Here is a 22,082-nt window from a genome sequence, read left to right as displayed (position 1 = left end):
CGCCCTTACGCTTTCACCATGAGAAAGATTGACGAAAGACTGCTATCGGTAGGACGGGCCGTCGCAAAGGCCCGCGAGACCAATGGGCTGACACAGGAGCAGTTGGCCCACATGATCGACATGTCCGATCACAGCTTCATCTCAAAAATCGAGAACGGCAAACGTATCCCCAGCATGCAAAGGCTTTTGACGCTGGCTGACGCCCTGGATGTCGAGATCAGCTACTTCGTCATGGACGTTCGGAAGCTCGATTCCCCGTTCGAACCCCAGGACCCGTCGAACGACTAAACGCGTCGCCATCCCGCCCCAAATCGATAGGAAATGAATGCACTGCTCTTTTTGCAATTTTACGCGAATGGAGCGATTGTGCCCTATAGCTCACATACTTGCTCTTTTGTTGCTTTAACCTATGAACCATGAAAGAGACCGATAAAAGACTGTTTTCCATAAGCCAAGCCATCATTGCGGCGAGAAGAGACTGCGGCATGTCTCAGGAACAGCTCGGCGCCATGATCGGCATGTCTGACCATAGCTACATTTCAAAAGTCGAAAGCGGCGAGGAGATTCCGAACCTGGCAAGGCTTCTTGATATTGCCGATGCGCTCGACGTTAACGTCGGCCAGCTGCTGAAAGGCATCTCTAAAGCCAGCAGCAAAACTCAAGGCTCCGATTCCGAAAGCGACGGCCAATAAACCCATTGGCGCGGCGAAACCGCATTCCCTCAAGCTCTTTACACGCAACGAGCCCGCCGGGTAACCGACGGGCTCGCGTGTTCGTGTATCGGCGAAGCCGCGTTACAGGAAACGGTAGCTAACAGTGCGCACGCCCCAATCGAAGCAGGAGCTGGCACCAAGAGCCGCCCATACACCAGGCTGCAGGTCAAGCGACCGTCCGTACAAGCCGCCGCAGTCGTCCACATACGCGACGACGGTGCGCCCGTTGTAGGAGATTTCGACGCTGCGTCCCATGTAGGAAGTGTAGTTCGGCATGGACATAGGAATGGCCACGCCCATCGACGATTCGGTCACCACGTTGCCCAGAGCCGTCGTTGCGCCCAATGTGCCATCGCTTACCGCACCGTACGCCGATGCCGTGCCAGTATGCCAGCCCGTGGTGTTGTCTGACACGGTTTCAGGGGTTGTCGATCCACCGCCGGTGCTGTCACTTTCGGTGTTCTGGCTCGACTCGTCGGCATCGGATTCGTCGGCGCTGGATGCGTCGTCAGAGGAGGACTCCTGCTTGGATTCTGTCGCCTCCGTGGCGTTAGAGGGTTCCTCTTCGACGCCCTCTTCCACAACTGCATTCTTCTGGGCGGCTTTTTCGGCCTGCTGCGCTGCCAAAGCCTCGGCCTGGGCCTGCAGCTCAGCCAATCGCTCCGCCTCCGCAGCTTCGGCCTGCGCCGACTGCAGATTCCGCTCAGCGGTGGTTACAACCTGCTGAGCCTCGGCCGCTTTGTCGGCAGCCTCGGAAAGCTTCTCCATCTGAAGGTCCTTCTTCGAACCCAAATCGTCAAGAGCCGCCTGGAACTCGTCGTTCAGTCGCTGCTGCTCTTCGATGGCGTCCATCTGTGCGCCCTCGATGGCGTCGAGATAGGAGATGTTCTTCACCAGGTCATCGAGGTTCTGGGATCCCAGCACGATGCCCAGCAGGGAAACGCCACCGCCCTTGTAGCTGTAGATTGCGTCGTGGGCAAGGTTTTCCTTACCCAGGCGGACGGCCTCCTGGGCCTCCATGACGCCTACGGTAGCCTCATCGATCTGCGCCTGCAAATCGTCAACTTCTGCCTGGATGGCTTCGTATTCCTCGGTGATTTCAGCAAGGCGCTCTTCAGCCGCATCCAAATCGGACTGCGCCGCAGACACGGTGTCTGCATATGCGGTGGCAGCGCCGAACGCGCCTAGCACGAATGCCAGCGCGAAGGCGACGACGACCGTTGATATGTTCTTTGTAGTACTAATAACGCAACTGCTTTCTCTTGTAACGTCAACCGTCGACTAGTTCGTGACGTTGCTGACGTAAGGCGTCTTGTCCTTCAACAGGACGTCGTGCGCACCGCCTTCGACGATGGACGTCGAGCTGATAACGGTGAGCTTCGCCTTATCTTGGAATTCGGGAATGGTCAGTGCACCGCAGTTGCACATCGTCGACCTGATCTTCAACAGCGTGACCGCCATGTTGTCCTTCAGCGGACCGGCGTAGGGGACGTAGGAATCGACACCTTCCTCGAAGGACAGGGACTTCTTGCCGCCCAGATCGTAACGACCCCAGTTGCGGGCACGGGCGGAACCCTCGCCCCAATATTCCTTCATATACGTGCCGTTGACCATGACCTTGTGGGACGGGCTCTCGTCGAAGCGGGCGAAGTAACGGCCCAGCATGACGAAGTCGGCGCCCATGGCCAAAGCCAGGGAGATATGATGGTCGTAAACGATGCCGCCGTCGGAACAGATGGGGATGTAGATTCCGGTCTCCTCGAAGTATTCGTCACGAGCCTTTGCGACTTCGATGGTAGCCGTGGCCTGGCCGCGGCCGATGCCCTTGGTCTCACGGGTGATGCAGATGGAGCCGCCTCCGATGCCGATCTTCACGAAGTCAGCACCGGCGTCGGCCAAGAAACGGAAACCGTCGCGGTCGACGACATTGCCGGCACCAACCTTGACATCGGTGCCGTAATGCTCGCGGATCCATTCGATGGTCATCTTCTGCCAATCGGAGAAGCCTTCGGAGGAGTCGATGCACAGCACGTCGGCACCGGCCTCCACCAAAGCGGGAACGCGCTCGGCATAGTCGCGGGAATTGATGCCCGCGCCTACCATATAACGCTTCTCATCGTCGAGCAGCTCAAGGGGGTTCTCTTTGTGGGTGTCGTAGTCCTGGCGGAAGACCAGGTATTTCAGATTGCCTTCGTCGTCGACGATGGGCAGAGAGTTCAGCTTATGGTCCCAAATGATGTCATTGGCGACCTTGAGAGACGTGCCTTCGGTAGCGGTGACCAGCTTCTCGAGCGGGGTCATGAATTCAGAAACCGGCAGATCGAGGCTCATGCGAGACAGGCGGTAGTCACGCTCGGTAACGATGCCGAGCAGCTTACCCGTGCCGGTGCCGTCGGAGGTGACGGGCATGGTGGAGTGGCCGGTCTTCTCCTTCAGCTCGACGACCTGGCCCAGGGTCATTTCAGGAGACAGATTGGAATCGGACTCGACGAAGCCTGCCTTGTAGGCCTTCACGCGAGCGACCATTGCGGCTTCCTGCTCGATGGTCTGGTTGCCGTAGATGAACGACATGCCGCCTTCGGTGGCCAGCGCGACCGCCATGTTGTCGTCCGAAACCGCAGCCATGATTGCCGAAACCATAGGAACGTTCAGAGAGATGGGGCACTCCTCTTCTCCCTTGCGGTAGCGGACGAGAGGGGTCTTCAGGCTGACTTTGGCAGGAATGCAATCCGCCGGGGTATGACCGGGAACCAGCAAATACTCGTTGAATGTACGTGACGGCTCGTCGTAGTAATAGGCCATACTGTAGCTCCTTCTCTGCAGGTGAAACGTAGTTAGCGGATTATTATAAAGCCGTATTCGACCCATATGCTACAAACCACAGGAAAACGATTCGATTCATGCCACTCCCACACGATGTTGCCACATCTTGAACCGAGAGGAGAGGGCAAACCGAACGCCCGCACCTGCTGGACCCGTTCGCGCAGCACCGAATCCCAACTCCTGCAAAGCCAACGACGCTTCGTGCAGCAATCAGAGGTTTATCCACGATTCGGCATCACTCCACAGCACCTTTGACGAAGCGGCGTTACAATGGCGCGGACAGAATACGACCCCCAAGGAGGACCGATGGAACGTAAGAACGCTTGGAAAGACTACACTGCCGAAGACCGCGCAGCGGTGGAGGCCTTCGCCGAAGACTACCGCGGATGGATCAGCGCCAACAAGACCGAACGCGAATGCGCGAAAAGCGCGATCGCCATGGCCCGCGAAGCCGGTTACATTTCTCTGGAGGAAGCCCGCGCCGCTGGCATGACCCTGAAAGCCGGCGACCGTGTATACGCCGACGCCTACGGCAAAACGCTGTTGCTCGCCCACATCGGATCTCGTCCGCTGGAGGACGGCCTGAACATCCTGGGCGCCCACATCGACTCGCCGCGTCTGGACATCAAGCAGAACCCGGTGTACGAATCCACCGACTACGCGCTTTTGGACACGCACTATTACGGCGGCGTCAAGAAATACCAGTGGGTCACACTGCCGCTGGCGCTGCACGGCGTCGTCGTGAAGAAGGACGGTTCCGCAGTCGAGGTCAACGTGGGCGAAGACCCCGCAGACCCCGTTTTCTGCGTTACCGACCTGCTCATCCATCTGGCGCAAGAGCAGATGCAGAAGAAGGCCACCGAGGTCGTCACCGGTGAGGACCTGGACCTGCTGGTTGGAGGACGTCCCGCAGTCAAGGATGAAATCGAGGACGAGGATCTGGCCAAGCTCGTCGAGAAAGAACCCGTCAAGGCCATGCTGCTCAAGCTGCTGGCGGACAAATACCAGATGTGCGAAGAGGACTTCCTGTCCTCCGAGCTGGAGGTGGTTCCCGCAGGTCCCGCTCGCGACCTGGGCTTCGACCGCTCGATGATTCTGGGCTATGGCCATGACGACCGTTCCTGCTCCTACCCCTCGCTCATCGCGCAGCTGGAGGCCGAAAACTTGGAGAAAACCGGCGTGTGCCTGCTAGTCGACAAAGAAGAAATCGGCTCCGTAGGCGCCACGGGCATCACGTCGATGTTCTTCGAGAACACCATGGCCGAGATCCTGGATTTATGCGGGCAGCTGACCGACCTGTCCCTGCGCCGCTGCCTGGCCAACTCCAGTATGCTCTCCTCGGATGTAAGCGCCGGCCTCGATCCGCTGTACGCTTCCGCTTTCGAAACTAAGAACTCTGCCTACCTTGGACGCGGCATCGTCTTCAACAAGTTCACGGGCAGCCGCGGCAAGAGCGGATCCAACGACGCCAACGCCGAGTACATGGCTAAGATCCGCGACATCATGGACAAGGGCGGGGCCTCCTATCAGACTGCAGAGCTAGGTCGCGTCGACTTGGGCGGCGGCGGCACCATCGCATACATCCTGGCAAAATACGGCATGAACGTTATCGACGCCGGCGTGCCGGTCTTGAGCATGCATGCGCCGTGGGAGGTCGTCAGCAAAGCCGACCTGTACGAAGCGCTTAAGGCCTACCGCGCATTCCTCAAGCTGGCATAGCCGAAAGTAACACGCAAACACGCGAAGGAGGGCGCCCCGACGGACGCCCTCCTTCTTATATATATGTACGGAATCGAAGCCGGCGTGGACCCTAGGCTTGCTTCGGCTGGCGGATAACGTAGTACCCGGCCTGATCGATGACCTTGTCGATAGCGTCTTGGTCGATTTCGCCCTTGCCACGGACCGTGGCTGTGCGTTTCTCAAGATCGACCGTCGCCCACATGCCTTCGATGCTGTTGATGGCATTCTCAACCGCATGCACGCAGTGCTCGCAGCTCATGCCGCCGACGGTGACCTCGACAACGTAGGGATAGTTATCCACGTTCGTATCCGAAACGGTGACGTCCTTGAACTTCTTCGCCTTCGGGCCGGCGGGGCTGGTGTTGCAGCAATCCTTCTTGCCGAAAAACACATCGCGGGTGCGACGGAACGCGAAAAACCCGATTACCGCGATGATGAGAATGACAATGGCAGTCGACAGATTCATAGTTCGTTTTCCTTCCCACGCCTCTTCTCGGTGTATAACTCATAACGCAGTGTAGCACTTTCCATGCAGTTGTTAACTGAGGCATACAACATTGGATTCGTGTGTTCGACACGCTTCAGCCGCTTTTGCAGACCGCAGCGAACACCCCTGCGTTCACATTTCCTCCATAATTCAAAACAGACCGATGTAGGCCAGCGCCAATCAGAAACGATATATTCCGTTTTTTGATATTGGTATAAGCCAAGTATTCCCTGATTGGAGATTGAAGTTTCGGGAATCTAATGGTTAACCTATGTGTACATAGTTACCTATGGTTTATCGTTTCCCCAGGTTAACGCCTGTTTTTGACTTGCAACAAAGCGCAAAAACCTGTAAAAACATACGTAAGTTGACAACTGCAATTACCCACCTCGAAGAGAAAGGCATCAACTATGTCACTGTTCAGCAAAACCCACACCCTCCTTGTCGCCGGCGGATTCCTTCTGGGCACGGTCGGCCTGACCGCCCTGAAGAGCGAGACCGCCAAGAAGTGCTATGTCCAGGCAGCAGCCACCGGCATGCGCATCAAGAACACGTACGATGACGTTATCGAGCAGGCCAAGGCTGAAGTCGACGACATCGTCGCTGAGGCCACCTACCTCACCAAGCAGGATGCCGAAGCCGCCGAAGAAGTCGAGGCCGAAGCCTAGTTAGGAAACGAGCGTACCCCATGGATTTCTCGATTCGTACTGAGATTCCGGGGCGCATGCGTCTGAACCTGGCTGGTCCGGTTCCCGACAACGACATCGATTCGCTCATCACCGTCACCAAATCGTGCATGTATGTCACGAAGGTGACGGTGTATGCGCGTATTGGACAGCTCGCTGTCAATTACGTGAACGCCCCCGACGCCCGCAAAACCGTCATCGATCACCTTCGCTCCATCGATGCCGAGAAGATCGCTGCTGCCCGCGGGCAATACACCATGACCTTGGCGCCCCGCGCCTCAAAACTGTTCTTCCAGCTGGCGAACGTCATCGGCGGATACGTCTTCCGCCGGTGGGTCCTTCCTGCCCCGCTGCGTGCGATATGCACCGTCGTCTCGTTCTTGCCCTTCCTGAAGGCAGGCGTGGCGGAACTGGCGAACAGCCGCCTGACCGTCCCTGTACTGGACATGTCGGCCATTGCCATTTCGTTCTTGAAGCGCGACTTCAACACAGCTGGCTCCACCATGCTTCTGCTGAACGTCGGCGAGATTCTAGAAGACTACACTCGAGCTTCGTCCGAGAATGCGCTAATCAATTCGCTGCTCGACGTGCCTGAAAGCGCACGGAAGGTCATCGATGGGGACGAAATGATCGTTCCGTCCAACGAGCTTGCCGCAGGCGACCTGGTTGTCGTGCGCACGGGACAGTCCATCTGCGTCGATGGCGTCATCGAAGCGGGCGAAGGCGCCGTGAACCAAGCCAGCCTTACGGGCGAACCTTTGGCAATCCGTCGGTCCGTCGGCGACGACGTGTACGCAGGAACCGCCGTTGAAGAGGGCGAGCTGTACATCCGCGTGCGTTCCGACACCAACCAAACAAGGCTGCGCAGCATCGTCACCATGGTCAATGCGGCCGACGACCTCAAGGCAGAGAGCCAGTCCCGCATGGAAGCCCTTGCCGACAAGATCGTCCCCTGGAATTTCCTGTTGGCAGGCCTGGTCGCCATTACCACGCGCAGCATCATCAAGACGTCTGCCGCACTGATGGTCGATTATTCCTGCGCCTTGAAACTTACTGGCTCCATCGCCGTCATGACCGCCATGAGCAACGCCGCCAAGGCAGGCGTCACCACCAAGGGAGCCAAGCACTTCGAAACCTTTGCAAACGCCGACACCATCGTGTTCGACAAGACCGGCACACTGACTGAAGCAGCACCCAAACTGGCAAAGGTTGAATCTCTTGATCCTGCATGGCCGGAGGAAGAGGTCCTGCGTCTGGCAGCCTGTCTCGAAGAGCACTTCCCGCATCCCGTAGCCCGAGCCGTGGTGCACGGTGCCATGGAGCGCAATCTGGAGCACCGCGAGCGCCATGCGGCCGTCGAGTACATCGTCGCCCACGGCATCGCCTCCTCGCTTGACGGGCACCGCGTCGTCATCGGATCGCGTCATTTCGTCATCGAAGACGAGCACGTCCCCATTTCCGACGAGACAATCGCCTATCTGGAAGACACCTTCCATGGTCTGAGCCCCTTGTACCTTGCGGTCAACCACAAGCTGGTCGGCGTACTAGGGGTCCAGGACCCCCTGAAAGCCGATACGAGAAAGGCCATTCAGCAGCTGCGTGACCTTGGGTTTAAGCATGTGGTCATGCTGACGGGCGACGCCCAGAAAACCGCAGAACGCATTGCCGCCGAAGCCGGCATCGACGAATTCCAGGCGAACATGCTTCCCGAGGACAAGTTCGCTTACCTGGAGCGCCTAAAGGAAGAAGGACGTGTGGTCGCCATGGTGGGCGATGGCGTGAACGACTCCCCCGCCCTGTCCCGCGCCGACGTCGGCGTGGCCATGGGACAAGGCTCCGACATCGCGAAAGAAGTCGCTGACATCGTTCTTTCCGGCTCTAACCTCGACTCTCTGGTGATGCTTCGCCAGCTGAGCCAAGAACTGATGAACCGCCTGAACGTATCCTATGCCAGCACCATGACCATCAATTCGGCACTGCTGGCCCTTGGCATCCTGGGCGTCATTTCGCCTCAGTTGTCGTCGTTGCTGCACAATGCATCGACCGTGGCTATGAGCCTACGAAACACCGCCGCGTACCTGCCCCAGCACGAGAAGGAGTTGGAGCTGTAAACCCGCAGCCGCCAATGAACGAACAAGAGGCCCAGGCAATGCCCGGGCCTCTTGTTTTACGTCTACAGGGTACACCAGCCGCTTTGCGACGACGGTCTTTTCGACAGCCTATTTCTCCTGATTGGCCAAGATGGCCTCTTTCAGAGCTGTCAGACGGTCGATGCGGGATTGAGTCTCTTTGACGATGTAATCGAACTCGTTGCCCCAGATAGTCAGGTAGCGATTGCGGATATCGGGGGCAAGCCATTCGACGGACTCCTTCTCGGGTCCTAGGTTGCTCTCGAGGATTTCGCGGCGCTCCTTCTCAAAATGCTTGATGCCGGCATCGATGTATGCCAACAGCTTGTCATTCGGCATATGGCCCATGAACATGAGCTTGGTGATGTACTCGTCCGATGTGGAACGCCCCATGCCGAACTTGAATGGCTCGTTCAACCAAGCGTCCAAGGCTTCCTCACCCTTTGGCAGGATGCTGTACAGCTTGGCGTCCGGCTTGCCGTCTTGGGGCAGCAGCTCGACCTTGAGCCAGCCGTTGTCGAGCATTTTGCGAAGCGCGGGATAAATCTGGCTCAGATGCGCCGTGAAGAAATACCCCGTTGAATTGTTAATCATGCCACGGAGCTGATATCCCGAGGAATTCGGGTTGATTCTGATTAAGCCAAGCAACACGTAATCAATCTTCATTTCGCCTCCCAATTATCAGCTATGTACCTTAGCATTGTCATAAACTAATCCGTATACAAGATTATACATATTGTTCATGCATATCATATAACACGATATGCAACTGTGAACAACTTTTTTGTTCTCCATAATCCGCCTTCGGTCAACGGACGTTCATCTGGCGGTCGAAATACACCATGCAGAACCGAGTGCAACTTCGCGCCGCTTCGGACTGTACAACGCAAATGCGAAGCCTTCCTTCGTTCGGCGACACGTGTCGGACATGTGGTGGACGGCTTCGGGTATCCTTGGTATAAACAATCGGACAAGACGCCGAAGGAGCCCATGGAGGAACAGCCGACTCGCAGGATTAATTGGAAGCATGCCCTGGTCGCATGCCTGGTGTTGCTTGCGCTGGTAGGAAGCATGGCCTTGTTCTGGTCGGATTCTTTCGAAGGCCTCCTGCCGTCAAAACCAGAGGCCAGCACTGCTCAACTCGACCAGATTCCCGAATACGACGGGCAGCCCTATTCCACCATTAACAACAACGAGCCCGTGTTCACATCTGACGAGCTGAAACGCAATACATTCGAGGAGTATTCGGAGCTCGACTCGCTTGGACGATGCGGAACCGCCTTCGCCCTGGTGGGTGTCGAGACTATGCCGACAAGCGAGCGGGAGGACATAGGGTCAGTCACGCCAAGCGGATGGCGGATTTGCCGCTATGACGACCTGATCGAGGATCGCTATCTATATAACCGCTGCCACATCATCGGCTTCCAGCTCACAGGAGAGAATGCGAATCCGCTGAATCTGTTCACGGGCACGCGCTATTTGAACGTGTCGGGCATGCTGCCGTTCGAAAATGAAGTCGCAAGCTACGTCCGCACCACACGCAACCACGTCTTGTACCGGGTAACGCCCGTATTCGTCGGCAACGAGCTGGTCGCACGAGGAGTTCACATGGAAGCCGAATCCGTCGAAGACAACGGCAAAGGCATTAGCTTCAATGTGTTCGTCCACAATATCCAGCCAGGCGTAGAGATCGATTATGCCACCGGCGGCAGCTGGCGAGGCGACGACGCGGACGAGGTTGCCGCCGAACTTGCGGCCCGACTGTCTGCGGAACAGGCACCCTACTCTTCGGAAACCGAACCCGATACGACGCCTGAAACGACCGTAAAACCCATCGACATGTCGGAGTTCGATTACGTGGTGAACACGGGATCGAAGAGGTTTCACCTGCCATCCTGCGAGTCGGTTGCCGAGATGGCCGAAAAGAACCGCGAAGGCTTCAACGGCACGCGAGACGAGCTGCTAGAGCAAGGCTACGAGCCCTGCAACCGTTGCAATCCTTAGCAATGCCCTCAGGCGCCCGAGCGTCTTCCCCATCCACACCCATATAGATCCGAACGTCGCATACATTTGCGACGATGCGCCATTATTACCTCATATACCTAATTTATACCTATTAGATATTTTAGGTATTGCTATTAGGTATCTATCGTGTATAATTGGGACACTTACAAAAGAAGCTGTAAGTAACGCGAATTCGATCGGTGTACAACCACCATAAACCTACCAAACACGGTATCGGGTTCAAAAGACGCAGGAGCTCCCGGCTACGGAACGCACGCACCACCTGGACACGCGCAGTCCGAACGCCGGGAGCTCTCCTTTATCCAGCGAGTCTGGTCGTTTGCCCGCTGCCGCCCTGTCGCACGAAAGGGGGCACGCCTTGATCGAACCCGAGCACGGCTCGTACGTCGCCGACCACGAAAATCTTTTATCGAGAGACGACACGCCCCGCAAAATCAATATCAGCATGCCCGAATGGATGATTGACGAGCTCGATGCAGCCGCACGTCATCTGGCCGTGCCGCGACAGGCAGTCATCAACATGTGGATTGCCGACCGCCTGAAATCGGAATCCAACGCCCGAGCATAGTTCAGAACACAGACGAGCCTAAAATCGCATAAAAAAGGGGTTCCGTGCGGAACCCCTTTCGCGCCGATGTCGAAACGCAGGTTTATGCCTGGCTCGTGAAGCTGCCGTAAAGCTCGTCAACCGTCGAACCGAAGCTGGTATCGAGGCCGGTCCAGGTGTAGAACACACCGGAAGAGATGGCCTCCTCGCTCACAACGGCGAAAGTCGGACCAAGGTCGCCTTCGGAGTTCATGGCCATCACGAAGTATTTGCCGCCTTCGTTCTCGACCTTTGCAACAATCGTTTCTTCGTCGAGAACCAGCTTATCGCTGGCGCTGTCGCCGACGATTGCATCGTAAGCACCGTTCAGGTCGTCTCCGTAGTCATACGCAGCAATGACGTACACGACAGGGTCGCCCGCACCACCGATGGACAACGACCTCATACCGCTTTCGTCCAGAACAGTCGAACCATCAACGCTGACTGCAAAAGCCTGGAACGGTTCGTAATAGCACACATACTCGCCGTACGACGCGTCGTATTCGAATCCCTTCGACATAAGCAGGTCATACAGGTCCGACCCGCTCAACGTGGTAACGGCATCGACGGTCAGGCCGCCATGGGAATCAAGCACGGCAGAGTAGTCGGCCCCTGTTGCTGCAGGTTCTGCGGGGTCCTCCGTAGCCTCTTCGGTAGTGGCCTCTTCCTGCGCGGGGGCTTCAGTCTCTGTCGCAGCACCGGCCTCCTCTTCCGTTTCCGTTGCTTTCTCAGTCGTGGCGGCGGGCTTTTCATCTGCGACTTTGTCATCGCCGCCAGACAACACGCCGGCGATGCCCACGCCACCCAGGATGAGCAGAAGCACAGCGGCGATGCCGCCGATGATCAGACCGGTGCGCTTTCCACCGGATTTCTGGTTTTGGTACGGCGCCTGATTCTGATAAGGCGCCTGTTGAGGCGCAAAGGGCTGTTGCTGGACATTGGGATCCTGGGCAGGAGCATACGCCTGGGTCTGCTGCGCATAGGGATCCTGCTGAGGCACGAAGGGCTGCTGCGCCGTCGGCTGATATGCAGGCTGGACCGGCTGCGTGGGAGCCGCAGCGGGAGTCGCGGGTGCAGAAACCGGAACGGTCGGTTGCTGGACCGGCATGGTGGGCTGAGCGGGTTGAGTAGGCTGGGTGGGGGCCGCGCTGCTCACAGGCGTTCCGCATTGGATGCAAAACGCCGCGCCTTCCTTGAGCTCGGCACCGCAGTTAGGGCAGTTCATGGCTTTCCTTCCACTTGAAACGAGGGCAGTCGAGTGCGCTGCCACATTAATCTTCAGATATTATATAGCACATTCGCTACATACGCTCGCATCGCATCCCAAACGTTCCTTTTTTCAACGACGCAGGTCAACGCGACGGTTTTTGCGATAGAATCGTTTCGTTACATTTTCGTGTCGAAAAGGACGGACCATGGAAAACAGCGAAAACGAAACCGCACGTATAGAAGAGGCTCTGGCTGCTTTGCCGGAAAAGCGCACCGAAGCACTGCTGGCTCTGGCCGCAAAGGTCATCGACGAAGCCAAGGTGAGCGAGGCCGTACAGGTTCGGTTCTCCAAACAGCTGAGCGCCATCGCCGCTCTTGACGAAGAGGAAGCCGCTCTCACCCACGAACTGCAGCTCATTGCCGACAAGGCAGCCCTTGCCATTGCCGACGAAGAGAACTCCCGCATTGCAGAGGAGAACCGCGCGAAAGCCGAATCCGAAGCGGAGCAGAAAGCCCAAGCCGCCGCCGAAGCGGCCGCTGTTGCCGCGGCACTTGCAAAGGAGGCCGAAGAGGCCCAGGCAGCGGCGGCAAATGCAGTCGCCCAAGCCGAAGCCCAGGCCTTCGCGGCGGACAAGACCATGGTTCTCGACATCCTGCCAGGCACAACGCTCGATACCCAGAATGAGCCCGATGAGATTCCTGCCGAAGAAATGGCCGCCTTGGAGCGCCTTGCGGCCGAAGCGGATGCCATCGAAGAGGACGCAGCCGATTCGACCCCTGAGCCGGCTCCCCTTCCCGACGCCGCATCGGAATCCGACGACTCGGCTGTGGCCGACGCCATGGCCGCACTTAAGGCAGAAATCGAGGCGGAAACCGAGCTCGACATCGATGACGCCGATGCGGCCGAAGCCTTGACGGCGCTCGAGTCCGAATTCGCCGGAGAATCCGATGCAGAACCGACGTCCGACTCCGACATCTCGCAAGCCGTCGGAGTTGACGAGACCCCAGACGTGACGCCCGCCAACGACGAGCTGCCAGCTTCTCAAACCGCGCCGATGCCCGCAGCACCCACCTGCCCCAAGTGCGGATCCGCCGTGCGCGAAGGCGATAAGTTCTGCCTGACTTGCGGAGCCTCCCTTTCACCTGCGCCGACGGCCGACACAACCGCCGCCATGCCTGGCATAGGTGGCGCAAACCCCGTTACGCAGGCGGCCGACGCCGCACCCACGTGTCCGAAATGCGGAGCGCCCCACGCCGCAGGCGACCTCTTCTGCATGATGTGCGGAAGCCCGCTGGCAACGGCAACCCCTGGCAATGCCAGCTCAACCGTGGTATCCGCGAGCGTCTGCCCCAACTGCGGTGCCGAATACGAGCCCGGCGACGTTTTCTGCATGATGTGCGGCACGAGGCTCTAGTCGGAGATGCCCATGGCCGTCTCCGCAGATGACAATGTGAGAAGCGTGGCGTTGGCGGCAGCCGCCATAGCTGTCGTGGCTGCGTTTGCCATCGTCTCCATCGGAAGGCTTGCCATGCCGTATGCCGACGAGTTCAGTCTCATCGACCTGAGGGAGAAACCCATCGACATCACGCAGGATGTCTTTCCCGACGACGCCTTGCGCGCATATGTTGAAGACAACCTGGACACCGACCAAGACGGACGCCTCGGCCGAAGCGAGCGCAACGCCGTCACGGAAATCGGGGCCTACGACTTCAACGACCGCGACTATTTCGAGGTATATGACGAAGGCATCTCCGGTCTGGGCATCACCAGCCTTGACGGTTTGGAGGTGTTCCCCAATTTGCAGATGGTCGTTGCCCAGGACAACGACATCGAGGTGCTGGACGTTTCCAAGCTAACGTCGCTTGACTACCTCGACGTCCGCGGGAACATCGATTCTGAGGGCGACCGGGAGTTCGCCATCAACTCGCTGCCTGCAAATGACGGGTTGCAGATCGTGTTCGACCAGGGGTTCAACCCCTCAGGCGACACCAGCCGGCTGAACCCGGTCGAACCCAGGAAGGCTGACGAATGACACAGCCCGAGAACACGTCCTTGAGCGACATGCGCATTCTCGAGCTTGACTCGTTCGAAGTGCCCTTCCCCATGTCGGAATCTCAGCAGGAACGATACCGCCGTCGGTTCCTGACGCTGCTCGTGCCCGAAGGGTCCGACGACCGCGGAGGTTCGGGATATGTATGCAAGGTGGCGAACCCCGAAGGCGAAACCTTCGCCATGAAACGCGTACTGCGCCCGATGCGCACGCCATCCATGGATGAAGCATCGTACAAGCGCACCGTTACGGCCCAAACCGCGGCCTTCCGTCGTGAATTCGAGAACCAGCAGCGTCTGTCGGGCCTCAAAGGTTTCCCTAAGCTCTACGGCTACGGCATTGCTGAGGGTGAGCCACTCATCGTCATGGAGTGGGTCGAAGGCGAAACCTGCAAGAAAGCCGCAGGCCTGCGGGCCGTCGACCCCAAAGGCACCCGCGTAGAGCCCGTCACCGTCGCCAAACTGGGCATGGCCCTATTCGACCTGATCGCCCGATTCGAGTACCTGGACGACAGCTTCGCGCACCGTGACATCTCCCCCAACAACATCATGCTGCGCACCGATGAAAAATCCGTGTCCGAGCAGGTGGAATCCGGAGAGTTCGACCTGTGTCTCATCGACTTCGGGTCATCCACGCAGGTCAATCTGCACCAAGACCCCTCTTTTACGCGACTGACCAGCGTCGTCCGCCGTGCGACGCCCGAATACGCCCCTCCGGAGATGCTCACCAACGACCTGCCCAACCTGGACCGGCTGCGCCGTTCGCCGCTCATCGACGTGTACGCCATCAGCAGCGTGCTGTACGAGCTCTTGTGCGGAGAAACCCCCTATCGCCTGGGAAAACTCTCCGAGGATCCAGGGTCGTACTACCGTTACAAACTGGAGCACGCCATCCCCTTACCGAGCTCCATGCACATCGATCTGACGCCTGAGCAGGGTATCGAGGGGCAGCCCGAACTCATCGAGGCATACCGCACCCTGTCATCGGCCGGCGCCGTGAACACGTCCAAACTCATCGCCGCTGCAAACGTGGTCGACCAGCAGCTTGGCCGCATCCTGTTGAAAGGCCTGGCCAACGAGCAGGACAGCCGTGCGCAGGTCTGGGAGATGCGCGGCATGCTCGAGCGCTTCGTCGACAACTACACCGACAACATCGTACGTCGATACCGCGGCCAGATGCTGCTGCCGTTCATCGATGTGAACGCCGTGGCTCCCGTTCAAACCCAGCAGATTTCGCTGGGCGCACCCGTTCGCGGGCAGGCAACCGTGCTCCGTGCAACCGGCCAGGCGCAGTTCCCCACAGGAGCCGCAACCCAGCACCTCCGCTCTGGCGGTGTCGGCCGGACCATGACCGCCACCCCCAGTTCAACACCGCTGGTGCGTGACGAGGTCCGCGCCAAACGCCCCATAACCGCACCCGTCATCATGACTGCAAGCCTCATCGCGGCCGTGTCAATCATTGTTGCAGGCTGCATCAGCGGCATCGATGCGTCCCTGACGCTGTTCGACAAAACCGTCTCCGGCACGATAGGCGCTCCGATGGCCATGTTGTTCTGCATCATCCCGCCTTTGCTTTCGGTGCCCTTCTACTATCTGGGCGAATCCCTTGGTTCGAAGCTCCTGGTGGGCACCTGCGTGCTTATCGCTCTGGAAACTGCCGTGCTTCTGCTTGTGCATATCACCGATTGGACGGTGTATACCGCCCAACCCGTTGCCGGCGTGGCGCTGGCATCAATAGCCGTGTTCATGACGATTGGCGCCCTGTGGGCCATCGTCATTCGAAGGAGGTCCTGATCGTATGGCCGTCGATAACGAAACGCCCTGCGGCGTGCTGTTCGACACGTTCAAAGGCTTTGCGGGCATCAGCAACCGCGACGTAGCCGTCAACGTCCTGTCCGACCGGCCCATCGCGGGCGGGCGCAGCCTGCAGCAACGGGCCGACGACAAGTCCTTCTTGTCGCGTTCCATCGTCCACAGCAAGCCTGGTGACCTGCCAGCCTCAGCATTCGTCCCCTTCGACAAGGCGGCGTACGCGCTCTTCTCCGCCATGCGCTCCAGCCAAGGACGGGGGCTGTCCGTCAACCAGATTTCCGATCATTTCTCTGGCGACGGAGCGCTTGCCATGGCGGATGCATGCCGGAATTACCAGCTCAACGACGTGTTGTACCTCAACGCCGTACAGTATCTGAAGTCCGCTTCGGGAGCCAACGACGTGGACCGCGCATACCTTCTGGTCCTGCTGTTCGTCGAAACGGGCCTGCGCCAAGACCCCCGCATCGCAGCCGAACATGTGCTGTCGATGGCCGAGCGCGCATTCGGCTCGAAATCGGTGACCCAGACATCCGTCGTGACCGACCTTCCGCAAACCGAAGAGGACGAAGGGTTCGAAGACGTGCGCCTGGCGCTCTTCCGAGTAGTGGGCAACCGTATGCGCGGCAGCGCCTATGTGCTGAACACCGATGACGAAGGAACTGAAATCGGCTATCTTGCCACCGCCGCCAACTCGATTGCCGATGTTGAACAGACCGTATCCCGGCATCATCTGCTGATCTATCGGAACGGCGAAGGCGTCTGGTATGCCCGAGGATTGAATTCCCGAAACGGATCGGTCCTGGTAAGCGGCGAAGACCGCACACGGACCGTCATCGAGCCGCCTCGCGACCAGCGTGGCGACGGATATGTTGCGCAGGACGTTCGCCTGCAAGCTGGCGATCGCCTCGAACTTGCCCGCGACACGGTGTTCATGATCGTCCAGGTCGATGCGTAGCGCATACGCCGCCTCTTGCGCATCCATGGGTAAGAGCCGAAATGACAGCCTCGCCTAAAACCGCTATTATAGATGCGTTCCACAGATTCTGACGCATCGGACGGAAGGCGCAAGCATGGGTTTCCTCGATAATCTTTCTTCCAGCGTGAACCGCGGTGTCGCTTCCGCTGGCCGCACTACTGAAACGTTCAGGCTGAAGAACCAGCTCAACGACATCAACAAGCAACGTCAGGCGCTTTCTGCACAGCTTGGGGCCAGCCTGTACGAAATGACAAGGGACAATCCCGAGTTGCGCGCGGGTCGCGAAGGACTCTACGACAGTATTGCCGCCTTGGACGCCCAGCGCGACGCCATCAATGCTCAAATCGCCCAGATCGAAGAGCAGCAGCGCCTCCAGCAAGCGCAGGCGCAGGTTTTCATCTGCCCCAAGTGCGGCGGCCGAGTCGGTGCCACCGACATGTTCTGCATGACCTGCGGCCTTCCCATCGATCAGGTCCGCGCCGCAGCAAGCGCACCCGTCATGCAACCTGGCCAGGCTGCATGCCCCAAATGCGGGGCTCCCATGAATGCGGGGGACACCTTCTGCATGAGCTGCGGCACCAACGTGAAGGAATTCCAAGCCGCCCAAGCAACCTCTGCACCCGCGGCTCCTGCTGCGCCGGTTTCGGCGCCCGCCGAGCAGCAAGCGTCTGCCGACGGCGGCACCGTATGCCCATCATGCGGCACGCCCTACACGCCTGGAGCCGATGCGTTCTGCGCCAATTGTGGTGCCAAACTCTCCTAGAGCCACGCAAATGCACCCGCCTGCGGCCCGCCAAATTGAACCGTCTCCCAGTTCAGTTCAAATCGGCGGGCCGTTTTTACGTAATGGGTCGAAAAAAAATGAAAAACGCCACCGATATGAGGCTCAGCCTCTGTCGGCGGCGTTCGTACCACAGTGCGGTTTTTCAGCTAGGAAACCTTCACCAACACGCCGGAATCTATCAGGCGCAACGCAACTTCCCGGCAAATGTCGGGCACCTTGCGGCCTGTGGTTTCCACGTACGCATCCGCTGCGGCCTCATAGAGGGGCATGCGCTCCAGCACGGTCTTGCGTGCCACGTCGATGTTCTTGAAAAGCGGTCGCGATTCGGTGTTCGGAATTCGTTCGGCCGCTTCATCTGCGGTAACGCCAAGGTAGACCGTATAGCCGTACGAATGCATGATTTCAATGTTCGCCGGACGCTTGATGACGCCGCCGCCCGTCGCGATCAGACGCACCAACTTGCGCTTCGCCAGCTCCTCGAGGTGCCTGGTCTCTATATCCCGAAAATAATCCTCACCGTCTTCCGCGAAGATGTCCGCTATGACCCTGTCCTCCATTAGTTCCAAATACTCGTCGGCATCGATGGAAGCCAAACCGAGCACGTTCGCCAGATACTGTGCCACGCTGGTTTTCCCCGCACCCATAAAGCCGATGAGAAATACCGGTTTGAGCAATTTGTACTTGCCTTGGTACTCATCAGCCATGCAGATCACCTCAAGTCGTCTCGTTCCAATACGTACTTTAGCAGAGTAAAGTATTTCGGCATTGTACGCTTAATCCAAGATTTGAAAAGACGCCTGCAAGAAAAAATCAAGCCGTCGCTGAAACGTTACGAAGGAACGCCTCGAAAACCCCGACTTACGATAAGGCAAGTTCGTAACCGATGCGTTCCTTGGTGGGCTCGTCGTCCGTCGACAACAGGATTTCACAGCACCGCACCATACCGCATTTTTCGAATGTGCGCTGCATGGGAATGTTGTCTATGTGCGTATCGGCGCGAACTGCATCGAGTCCCCGCTCGCGGGCAAGCCGGATCGACTGTTTGACCAGAAACGTTCCCACGCCACGCCGGGCGGCCTTTGCGGAAACTGCAATACGATGCAGCGCCGCATAACGTCCGCCATGCGGAGGGTTCGGCGTGTTCGGAAGATCGCGCGTCCAAGCGCCGTCGATGACGTTGTCGTAATCGCCATCGCCCGCGTCCGTGAAAGACACCGTTCCAAGAACGTCACCCGTCTCGTCGTCAACTGCCACATAGGTGTATTCACATGCCATGTCCTCGCGCACCATTTCGGCGTTGGGAGAACCGCCCTGCCATTGGTCAAGCCCCATGGCAGCCAAAGCAACACGACCGTCCTCGATTGCGGACATGACAGCATCGAGATCCTCAACGCTCGCCTGTCTGAACAGCATAAACGCCTCCTGTAATGTTCGAAACCTATGGGCAATCCCCATTGTAGCATTGCGCCGTCATTTCCGATCAACGCTCTTCTGCTGTCAGTGGTGTGCGGGATTCGACCGTCCGCAGGCAGCGCGCGTGGGCTGCCCAGACGCAGTATTCGTGACGGTTCGTCGGCCAAAGTCTTCGTGCGGTAAAATCAACCCATCAACTATTTGGGAGGTTTTGCATGGCATCCTACGAATACCGCGGCAGGGAGTATCGCCGCCAAAAGCCCACAAGGCGCAAGCCCAAGGCAAAAACCGAGAACGTCGGCAATATGGGAGCTTGGCCCGCATTCGCCGACGACACCGATCCGAAAGCAGGCGGCGGTGCCTGGCCGCAAGCCAGCGACTACGCAGCCGACCTGGACGAATGGACGGCACAACGCGCAGATGACGTTGAGGCCTCTTCCCGTCGGGCCGTTCCTCGGCATGCCCCTGAGCAAGCCGCCACCACTGCACCGAAATCGACGCCTATCGGTCGCCATGCGCGCATCGCCTCCGATACCGAGAACACCGCTGGGAATGCATCTGTCGCACGGGCACGGCACGCGGCGCATGCAGCAGCAACCGGCCCTGTGGCCGTCTCTGCTCGATCAGCCGCCACCATCGGCCCCACGGCACCTCGGTTCGCAGCCGCCAACACACCTGCGGAACAGCCCGTAGAAACCCGAGTTCCGACACCCGCCATTGTGGATACGCATGCCACAGCCGTCATGACACCGTTGGATGCCGCAACCGCCAACACCGAATCACCCTCCCCGGTCGTCGAAAACGAGCCGCTTGCTTCCGAAGCTGGCAATCAAAACGCCCGGCCTCAGAGGCCCTCGACCCGCAACCACGGACTTGTCGCTGACGACGCCGGCGATTCCGACCTGGTCGCCGCGGCCCCGGTTCCTTTCCAGCGCACACCCAAACGCCGTTCCCGCAAAGGCCTTGTCGCTGCCGTGCTGGCCATTGCCCTGATAGCCATGGGGGCAGGCGGTTTCTTCATGCTGAATCGCGGATCGGATGCAGAAACGAATGCGACACCCACGCCCGCAGTCAGCCAAAACCAGTCTGAAAACGCAAGCGCCTCCGACACCCAATCCACCGAACCCGAAACGACCGACGAAGGCTCCGGAACGTCTGCCGCAGCGCCCGCCGATCCCGGCGACATCGTCATCGGGGTGAACGGCGACCCGGATACCTACGTCCTGGTCGGCGAAGAATACATTGAAGGCGGCGCCCATGCGGCGGAACCCATCGACGGCATTCTCAACAACGCCATCGAAACCAACGGGGACGTCGACACATCCACGCCGGGCGACTACGAAGTCACCTACACCGTCAGCGACTCGACGGGCCACACGGCAACGGCAACGCGCACGGTCCACGTGGTCGACAGCATGGAGACCCAGGAGTATGGCATCCCGGTTCTCATGTACCACTACGTCTATACCGAAGACGATCTGCCCGACGAGGTGAACGTCAACTACATCCTCGACACCGATCTGGCAAACCAGCTGAATTACCTGCAGGAAAACGATTTCTACTATCCGTCGTACCCTGAAGTCCGAGCTTTCCTGGAGGGCGCGCATTCGCTGCCCGCCAAGAGCGTCGTGCTCACGTTCGACGACGGCCAGTCAGGGTTTTTGGCGTACGGCATCCCGCTTCTTGAAGAATACGGCGTGCCGGCCACGTCCTTCGTCATCTGCAGCAACGACAACGCCGAGTCCATCCCTATCGACCATGCGAGCCCTGTGATCTCATACCAGTCGCACTCCTACGCGCTGCATCAGGGCGGCGGCAGCGTCGGGCACGGCGGCATCATCAGTGCGCTGTCCCACGAAGACATCGTCGCCGATCTGAACCAGGCAAAGGAGATGCTTCAGACCAGCGAAGCTTTCGCCTATCCCTACGGCGATACCACGGATGACGCCATGACCTGCATCGACGAAGCCGGCATCCTCTGCGCTTTCACCACTGAGAACCGCTGGGCACAAATTGGCGAAGACTGCCGGGCGCTGCCCCGAGTCCGCGTTTCGGGCGACTACAGCTTCGACGGGTTTGTATACCTGGTCACCACACCCCAATAATTTCCGGCGCGACGGAAGGGAACCGTCCCGTTCGTCGCGCTTTTACGCTACACTGTTTCCCGCAACTTAAAGGAGGAAACCCATGATCCGTGAAATCGTCACCGACGACGAGATTCTGTCGAAGCCCTGCGACGAAGGCACCGCCGAAGACGCAGCAATCGTCGAAGATCTCATCGACACCCTGAAATCCCTCGAAACCGCTGCTGGCCTGGCCGCCAACCAAATTGGTGAGACCAAGCGCATCGTGGTCTATTTGGACATGAAGGATAATCCGCACGCCATGTTCAACCCTGTTATCAAGATGGCGCTCAACCCTTCCACTGTGGCCGAGGAGTGCCTCTCCCACGAGGGACAGTACGTCACCGTCAAGCGTTTCGCAAAAATCAACGTAGCGTACCAGGAACTCATCAACGGTCAGTTGGTCGACCGCAAACGCAAGTTCGAAGGCTGGACCGCCCAGGTCATCCAGCACCTTGTCGACCACTGCAACGGCAAGCTGGTCTAATCCGAAACTCTTAAAGCAACAAAAAACGCCGCACCTCGC

Annotated in this window: 21 protein-coding genes; 14 read left to right on the top strand and 7 right to left on the bottom strand. The window is 58.6% G+C overall.

Going from position 1 to position 22,082, the window contains the following annotated elements:
- Nucleotides 1-18: 18 nt before the first annotated feature.
- Nucleotides 19-288 carry a helix-turn-helix domain-containing protein gene (locus tag SHEL_RS14780; protein ID WP_169304497.1) on the top strand — a complete coding sequence of 90 codons (270 nt, stop codon included), beginning with the start codon at nucleotides 19-21 and terminating at the stop codon, nucleotides 286-288.
- Nucleotides 289-416: 128 nt separating this feature from the next.
- Entirely contained in the window at nucleotides 417-692 is a 276-nt protein-coding gene (locus SHEL_RS03305) for a helix-turn-helix domain-containing protein (protein ID WP_012797840.1), read from the top strand.
- Nucleotides 693-794: 102 nt separating this feature from the next.
- Here the strand turns inward: SHEL_RS03305 and SHEL_RS03300 are convergent, their stop codons facing one another.
- Both SHEL_RS03300 and SHEL_RS03295 read right to left on the bottom strand, forming a co-directional pair.
- Nucleotides 795-1,904, bottom strand: a complete 1,110-nt coding sequence (locus SHEL_RS03300; RefSeq protein ID WP_012797839.1) for an RlpA-like double-psi beta-barrel domain-containing protein — start codon at nucleotides 1,902-1,904, stop codon at nucleotides 795-797.
- A 90-nt stretch (nucleotides 1,905-1,994) separates the two neighbouring features.
- Nucleotides 1,995-3,515 carry an IMP dehydrogenase gene (locus SHEL_RS03295; RefSeq protein ID WP_012797838.1) on the bottom strand — a complete coding sequence of 507 codons (1,521 nt, stop codon included), beginning with the start codon at nucleotides 3,513-3,515 and terminating at the stop codon, nucleotides 1,995-1,997.
- Nucleotides 3,516-3,842: 327 nt separating this feature from the next.
- Here SHEL_RS03295 and SHEL_RS03290 point away from each other — a divergent pair, with 327 nt between their 5' ends.
- The gene (locus SHEL_RS03290; protein ID WP_012797837.1) at nucleotides 3,843-5,255 is read left to right on the top strand and encodes an aminopeptidase; all 1,413 of its coding nucleotides are present in this window, start codon (nucleotides 3,843-3,845) and stop codon (nucleotides 5,253-5,255) included.
- Nucleotides 5,256-5,346: 91 nt separating this feature from the next.
- On the opposite strand, the gene SHEL_RS03285 is transcribed toward SHEL_RS03290, so the two are convergent.
- The gene (locus SHEL_RS03285; protein ID WP_012797836.1) at nucleotides 5,347-5,742 is read right to left on the bottom strand and encodes a heavy-metal-associated domain-containing protein; all 396 of its coding nucleotides are present in this window, start codon (nucleotides 5,740-5,742) and stop codon (nucleotides 5,347-5,349) included.
- A 431-nt stretch (nucleotides 5,743-6,173) separates the two neighbouring features.
- On the opposite strand from SHEL_RS03285, the gene SHEL_RS03280 reads away from it, so the two are divergent.
- Nucleotides 6,174-6,431 carry a DUF6110 family protein gene (locus SHEL_RS03280; RefSeq protein ID WP_012797835.1) on the top strand — a complete coding sequence of 86 codons (258 nt, stop codon included), beginning with the start codon at nucleotides 6,174-6,176 and terminating at the stop codon, nucleotides 6,429-6,431.
- A gap of 20 nt (nucleotides 6,432-6,451) precedes the next feature.
- Nucleotides 6,452-8,560, top strand: coding sequence for a heavy metal translocating P-type ATPase (locus SHEL_RS03275; RefSeq protein WP_012797834.1), 2,109 nt, complete (start codon nucleotides 6,452-6,454; stop codon nucleotides 8,558-8,560).
- 108 nt (nucleotides 8,561-8,668) lie between these two features.
- Here the strand turns inward: SHEL_RS03275 and SHEL_RS03270 are convergent, their stop codons facing one another.
- On the bottom strand, nucleotides 8,669-9,244 hold the full coding sequence (locus SHEL_RS03270) for a PadR family transcriptional regulator (protein WP_012797833.1): 576 nt from the start codon (nucleotides 9,242-9,244) through the stop codon (nucleotides 8,669-8,671).
- A 324-nt stretch (nucleotides 9,245-9,568) separates the two neighbouring features.
- Here SHEL_RS03270 and SHEL_RS03265 point away from each other — a divergent pair, with 324 nt between their 5' ends.
- Nucleotides 9,569-10,582: a DNA/RNA non-specific endonuclease gene (locus tag SHEL_RS03265; RefSeq protein WP_012797832.1), complete on the top strand. Its 1,014-nt coding sequence runs from the start codon at nucleotides 9,569-9,571 to the stop codon at nucleotides 10,580-10,582.
- A gap of 379 nt (nucleotides 10,583-10,961) precedes the next feature.
- Nucleotides 10,962-11,171 carry a hypothetical protein gene (locus SHEL_RS03260; RefSeq protein ID WP_012797831.1) on the top strand — a complete coding sequence of 70 codons (210 nt, stop codon included), beginning with the start codon at nucleotides 10,962-10,964 and terminating at the stop codon, nucleotides 11,169-11,171.
- Between the two features lie 82 nt (nucleotides 11,172-11,253).
- Here SHEL_RS03260 and SHEL_RS03255 read toward each other — a convergent pair whose 3' ends face one another.
- Nucleotides 11,254-12,414, bottom strand: coding sequence for a zinc-ribbon domain-containing protein (locus SHEL_RS03255; protein WP_012797830.1), 1,161 nt, complete (start codon nucleotides 12,412-12,414; stop codon nucleotides 11,254-11,256).
- Nucleotides 12,415-12,604: 190 nt separating this feature from the next.
- Between SHEL_RS03255 and SHEL_RS03250 the strand changes: the two genes are divergently transcribed.
- The 5 genes from SHEL_RS03250 (at nucleotide 12,605) to SHEL_RS03230 (ending at nucleotide 17,999) form a co-directional block, all read left to right on the top strand.
- Nucleotides 12,605-13,813, top strand: a complete 1,209-nt coding sequence (locus tag SHEL_RS03250; protein ID WP_012797829.1) for a zinc ribbon domain-containing protein — start codon at nucleotides 12,605-12,607, stop codon at nucleotides 13,811-13,813.
- Between the two features lie 12 nt (nucleotides 13,814-13,825).
- Nucleotides 13,826-14,431 (top strand): leucine-rich repeat domain-containing protein, encoded by a 606-nt coding sequence (locus SHEL_RS03245; RefSeq protein ID WP_126513738.1) that lies wholly within the window; start codon nucleotides 13,826-13,828, stop codon nucleotides 14,429-14,431.
- Entirely contained in the window at nucleotides 14,428-16,242 is a 1,815-nt protein-coding gene (locus SHEL_RS03240; protein ID WP_012797827.1) for a protein kinase domain-containing protein, read from the top strand. Before SHEL_RS03245 ends, SHEL_RS03240 begins: the two co-directional genes overlap by 4 nt.
- 4 nt (nucleotides 16,243-16,246) lie before the next feature.
- The gene (locus SHEL_RS03235; RefSeq protein ID WP_012797826.1) at nucleotides 16,247-17,215 is read left to right on the top strand and encodes an FHA domain-containing protein; all 969 of its coding nucleotides are present in this window, start codon (nucleotides 16,247-16,249) and stop codon (nucleotides 17,213-17,215) included.
- Between the two features lie 115 nt (nucleotides 17,216-17,330).
- Nucleotides 17,331-17,999: a zinc ribbon domain-containing protein gene (locus SHEL_RS03230; RefSeq protein ID WP_012797825.1), complete on the top strand. Its 669-nt coding sequence runs from the start codon at nucleotides 17,331-17,333 to the stop codon at nucleotides 17,997-17,999.
- 167 nt (nucleotides 18,000-18,166) lie between these two features.
- Here the strand turns inward: SHEL_RS03230 and SHEL_RS03225 are convergent, their stop codons facing one another.
- Nucleotides 18,167-18,724 (bottom strand): shikimate kinase, encoded by a 558-nt coding sequence (locus tag SHEL_RS03225; protein ID WP_050749619.1) that lies wholly within the window; start codon nucleotides 18,722-18,724, stop codon nucleotides 18,167-18,169.
- 154 nt (nucleotides 18,725-18,878) lie between these two features.
- Nucleotides 18,879-19,433, bottom strand: coding sequence for a GNAT family N-acetyltransferase (locus SHEL_RS03220; protein WP_012797823.1), 555 nt, complete (start codon nucleotides 19,431-19,433; stop codon nucleotides 18,879-18,881).
- Between the two features lie 215 nt (nucleotides 19,434-19,648).
- On the opposite strand from SHEL_RS03220, the gene SHEL_RS15575 reads away from it, so the two are divergent.
- Both SHEL_RS15575 and SHEL_RS03210 read left to right on the top strand, forming a co-directional pair.
- Nucleotides 19,649-21,538 carry an immunoglobulin-like domain-containing protein gene (locus tag SHEL_RS15575; RefSeq protein WP_012797822.1) on the top strand — a complete coding sequence of 630 codons (1,890 nt, stop codon included), beginning with the start codon at nucleotides 19,649-19,651 and terminating at the stop codon, nucleotides 21,536-21,538.
- An 82-nt stretch (nucleotides 21,539-21,620) separates the two neighbouring features.
- The gene (locus tag SHEL_RS03210; RefSeq protein WP_012797821.1) at nucleotides 21,621-22,043 is read left to right on the top strand and encodes a peptide deformylase; all 423 of its coding nucleotides are present in this window, start codon (nucleotides 21,621-21,623) and stop codon (nucleotides 22,041-22,043) included.
- Nucleotides 22,044-22,082: the final 39 nt, after the last annotated feature.

Origin of the sequence: Slackia heliotrinireducens DSM 20476, from assembly GCF_000023885.1 — a bacterium.
In the GTDB taxonomy this organism is placed as follows: Bacteria; Actinomycetota; Coriobacteriia; order Coriobacteriales; family Eggerthellaceae; genus Slackia; species Slackia heliotrinireducens.
The sequence above is the reverse complement of the archived record's forward strand: the minus strand, read 5'-3'. Positions and strand labels throughout refer to the sequence as shown.

Excerpts from the sequence above, each read along its gene's own strand:
- SHEL_RS14780 (WP_169304497.1), top strand. The coding sequence starts at position 19 with ATGAGAAAGATTGACGAAAGACTGCTATCGGTAGGACGGGCCGTCGCA.
- SHEL_RS03305 (WP_012797840.1), top strand. The coding sequence starts at position 417 with ATGAAAGAGACCGATAAAAGACTGTTTTCCATAAGCCAAGCCATCATT.
- SHEL_RS03295 (WP_012797838.1), bottom strand. The coding sequence starts at position 3,515 with ATGGCCTATTACTACGACGAGCCGTCACGTACATTCAACGAGTATTTG.
- SHEL_RS03290 (WP_012797837.1), top strand. The coding sequence starts at position 3,843 with ATGGAACGTAAGAACGCTTGGAAAGACTACACTGCCGAAGACCGCGCA.
- SHEL_RS03285 (WP_012797836.1), bottom strand. The coding sequence starts at position 5,742 with ATGAATCTGTCGACTGCCATTGTCATTCTCATCATCGCGGTAATCGGG.
- SHEL_RS03280 (WP_012797835.1), top strand. The coding sequence starts at position 6,174 with ATGTCACTGTTCAGCAAAACCCACACCCTCCTTGTCGCCGGCGGATTC.
- SHEL_RS03275 (WP_012797834.1), top strand. The coding sequence starts at position 6,452 with ATGGATTTCTCGATTCGTACTGAGATTCCGGGGCGCATGCGTCTGAAC.
- SHEL_RS03270 (WP_012797833.1), bottom strand. The coding sequence starts at position 9,244 with ATGAAGATTGATTACGTGTTGCTTGGCTTAATCAGAATCAACCCGAAT.
- SHEL_RS03265 (WP_012797832.1), top strand. The coding sequence starts at position 9,569 with ATGGAGGAACAGCCGACTCGCAGGATTAATTGGAAGCATGCCCTGGTC.
- SHEL_RS03255 (WP_012797830.1), bottom strand. The coding sequence starts at position 12,414 with ATGAACTGCCCTAACTGCGGTGCCGAGCTCAAGGAAGGCGCGGCGTTT.
- SHEL_RS03250 (WP_012797829.1), top strand. The coding sequence starts at position 12,605 with ATGGAAAACAGCGAAAACGAAACCGCACGTATAGAAGAGGCTCTGGCT.
- SHEL_RS03245 (WP_126513738.1), top strand. The coding sequence starts at position 13,826 with ATGGCCGTCTCCGCAGATGACAATGTGAGAAGCGTGGCGTTGGCGGCA.
- SHEL_RS03240 (WP_012797827.1), top strand. The coding sequence starts at position 14,428 with ATGACACAGCCCGAGAACACGTCCTTGAGCGACATGCGCATTCTCGAG.
- SHEL_RS03235 (WP_012797826.1), top strand. The coding sequence starts at position 16,247 with ATGGCCGTCGATAACGAAACGCCCTGCGGCGTGCTGTTCGACACGTTC.
- SHEL_RS03230 (WP_012797825.1), top strand. The coding sequence starts at position 17,331 with ATGGGTTTCCTCGATAATCTTTCTTCCAGCGTGAACCGCGGTGTCGCT.
- SHEL_RS03225 (WP_050749619.1), bottom strand. The coding sequence starts at position 18,724 with ATGGCTGATGAGTACCAAGGCAAGTACAAATTGCTCAAACCGGTATTT.
- SHEL_RS03220 (WP_012797823.1), bottom strand. The coding sequence starts at position 19,433 with ATGCTGTTCAGACAGGCGAGCGTTGAGGATCTCGATGCTGTCATGTCC.
- SHEL_RS15575 (WP_012797822.1), top strand. The coding sequence starts at position 19,649 with ATGGCATCCTACGAATACCGCGGCAGGGAGTATCGCCGCCAAAAGCCC.
- SHEL_RS03210 (WP_012797821.1), top strand. The coding sequence starts at position 21,621 with ATGATCCGTGAAATCGTCACCGACGACGAGATTCTGTCGAAGCCCTGC.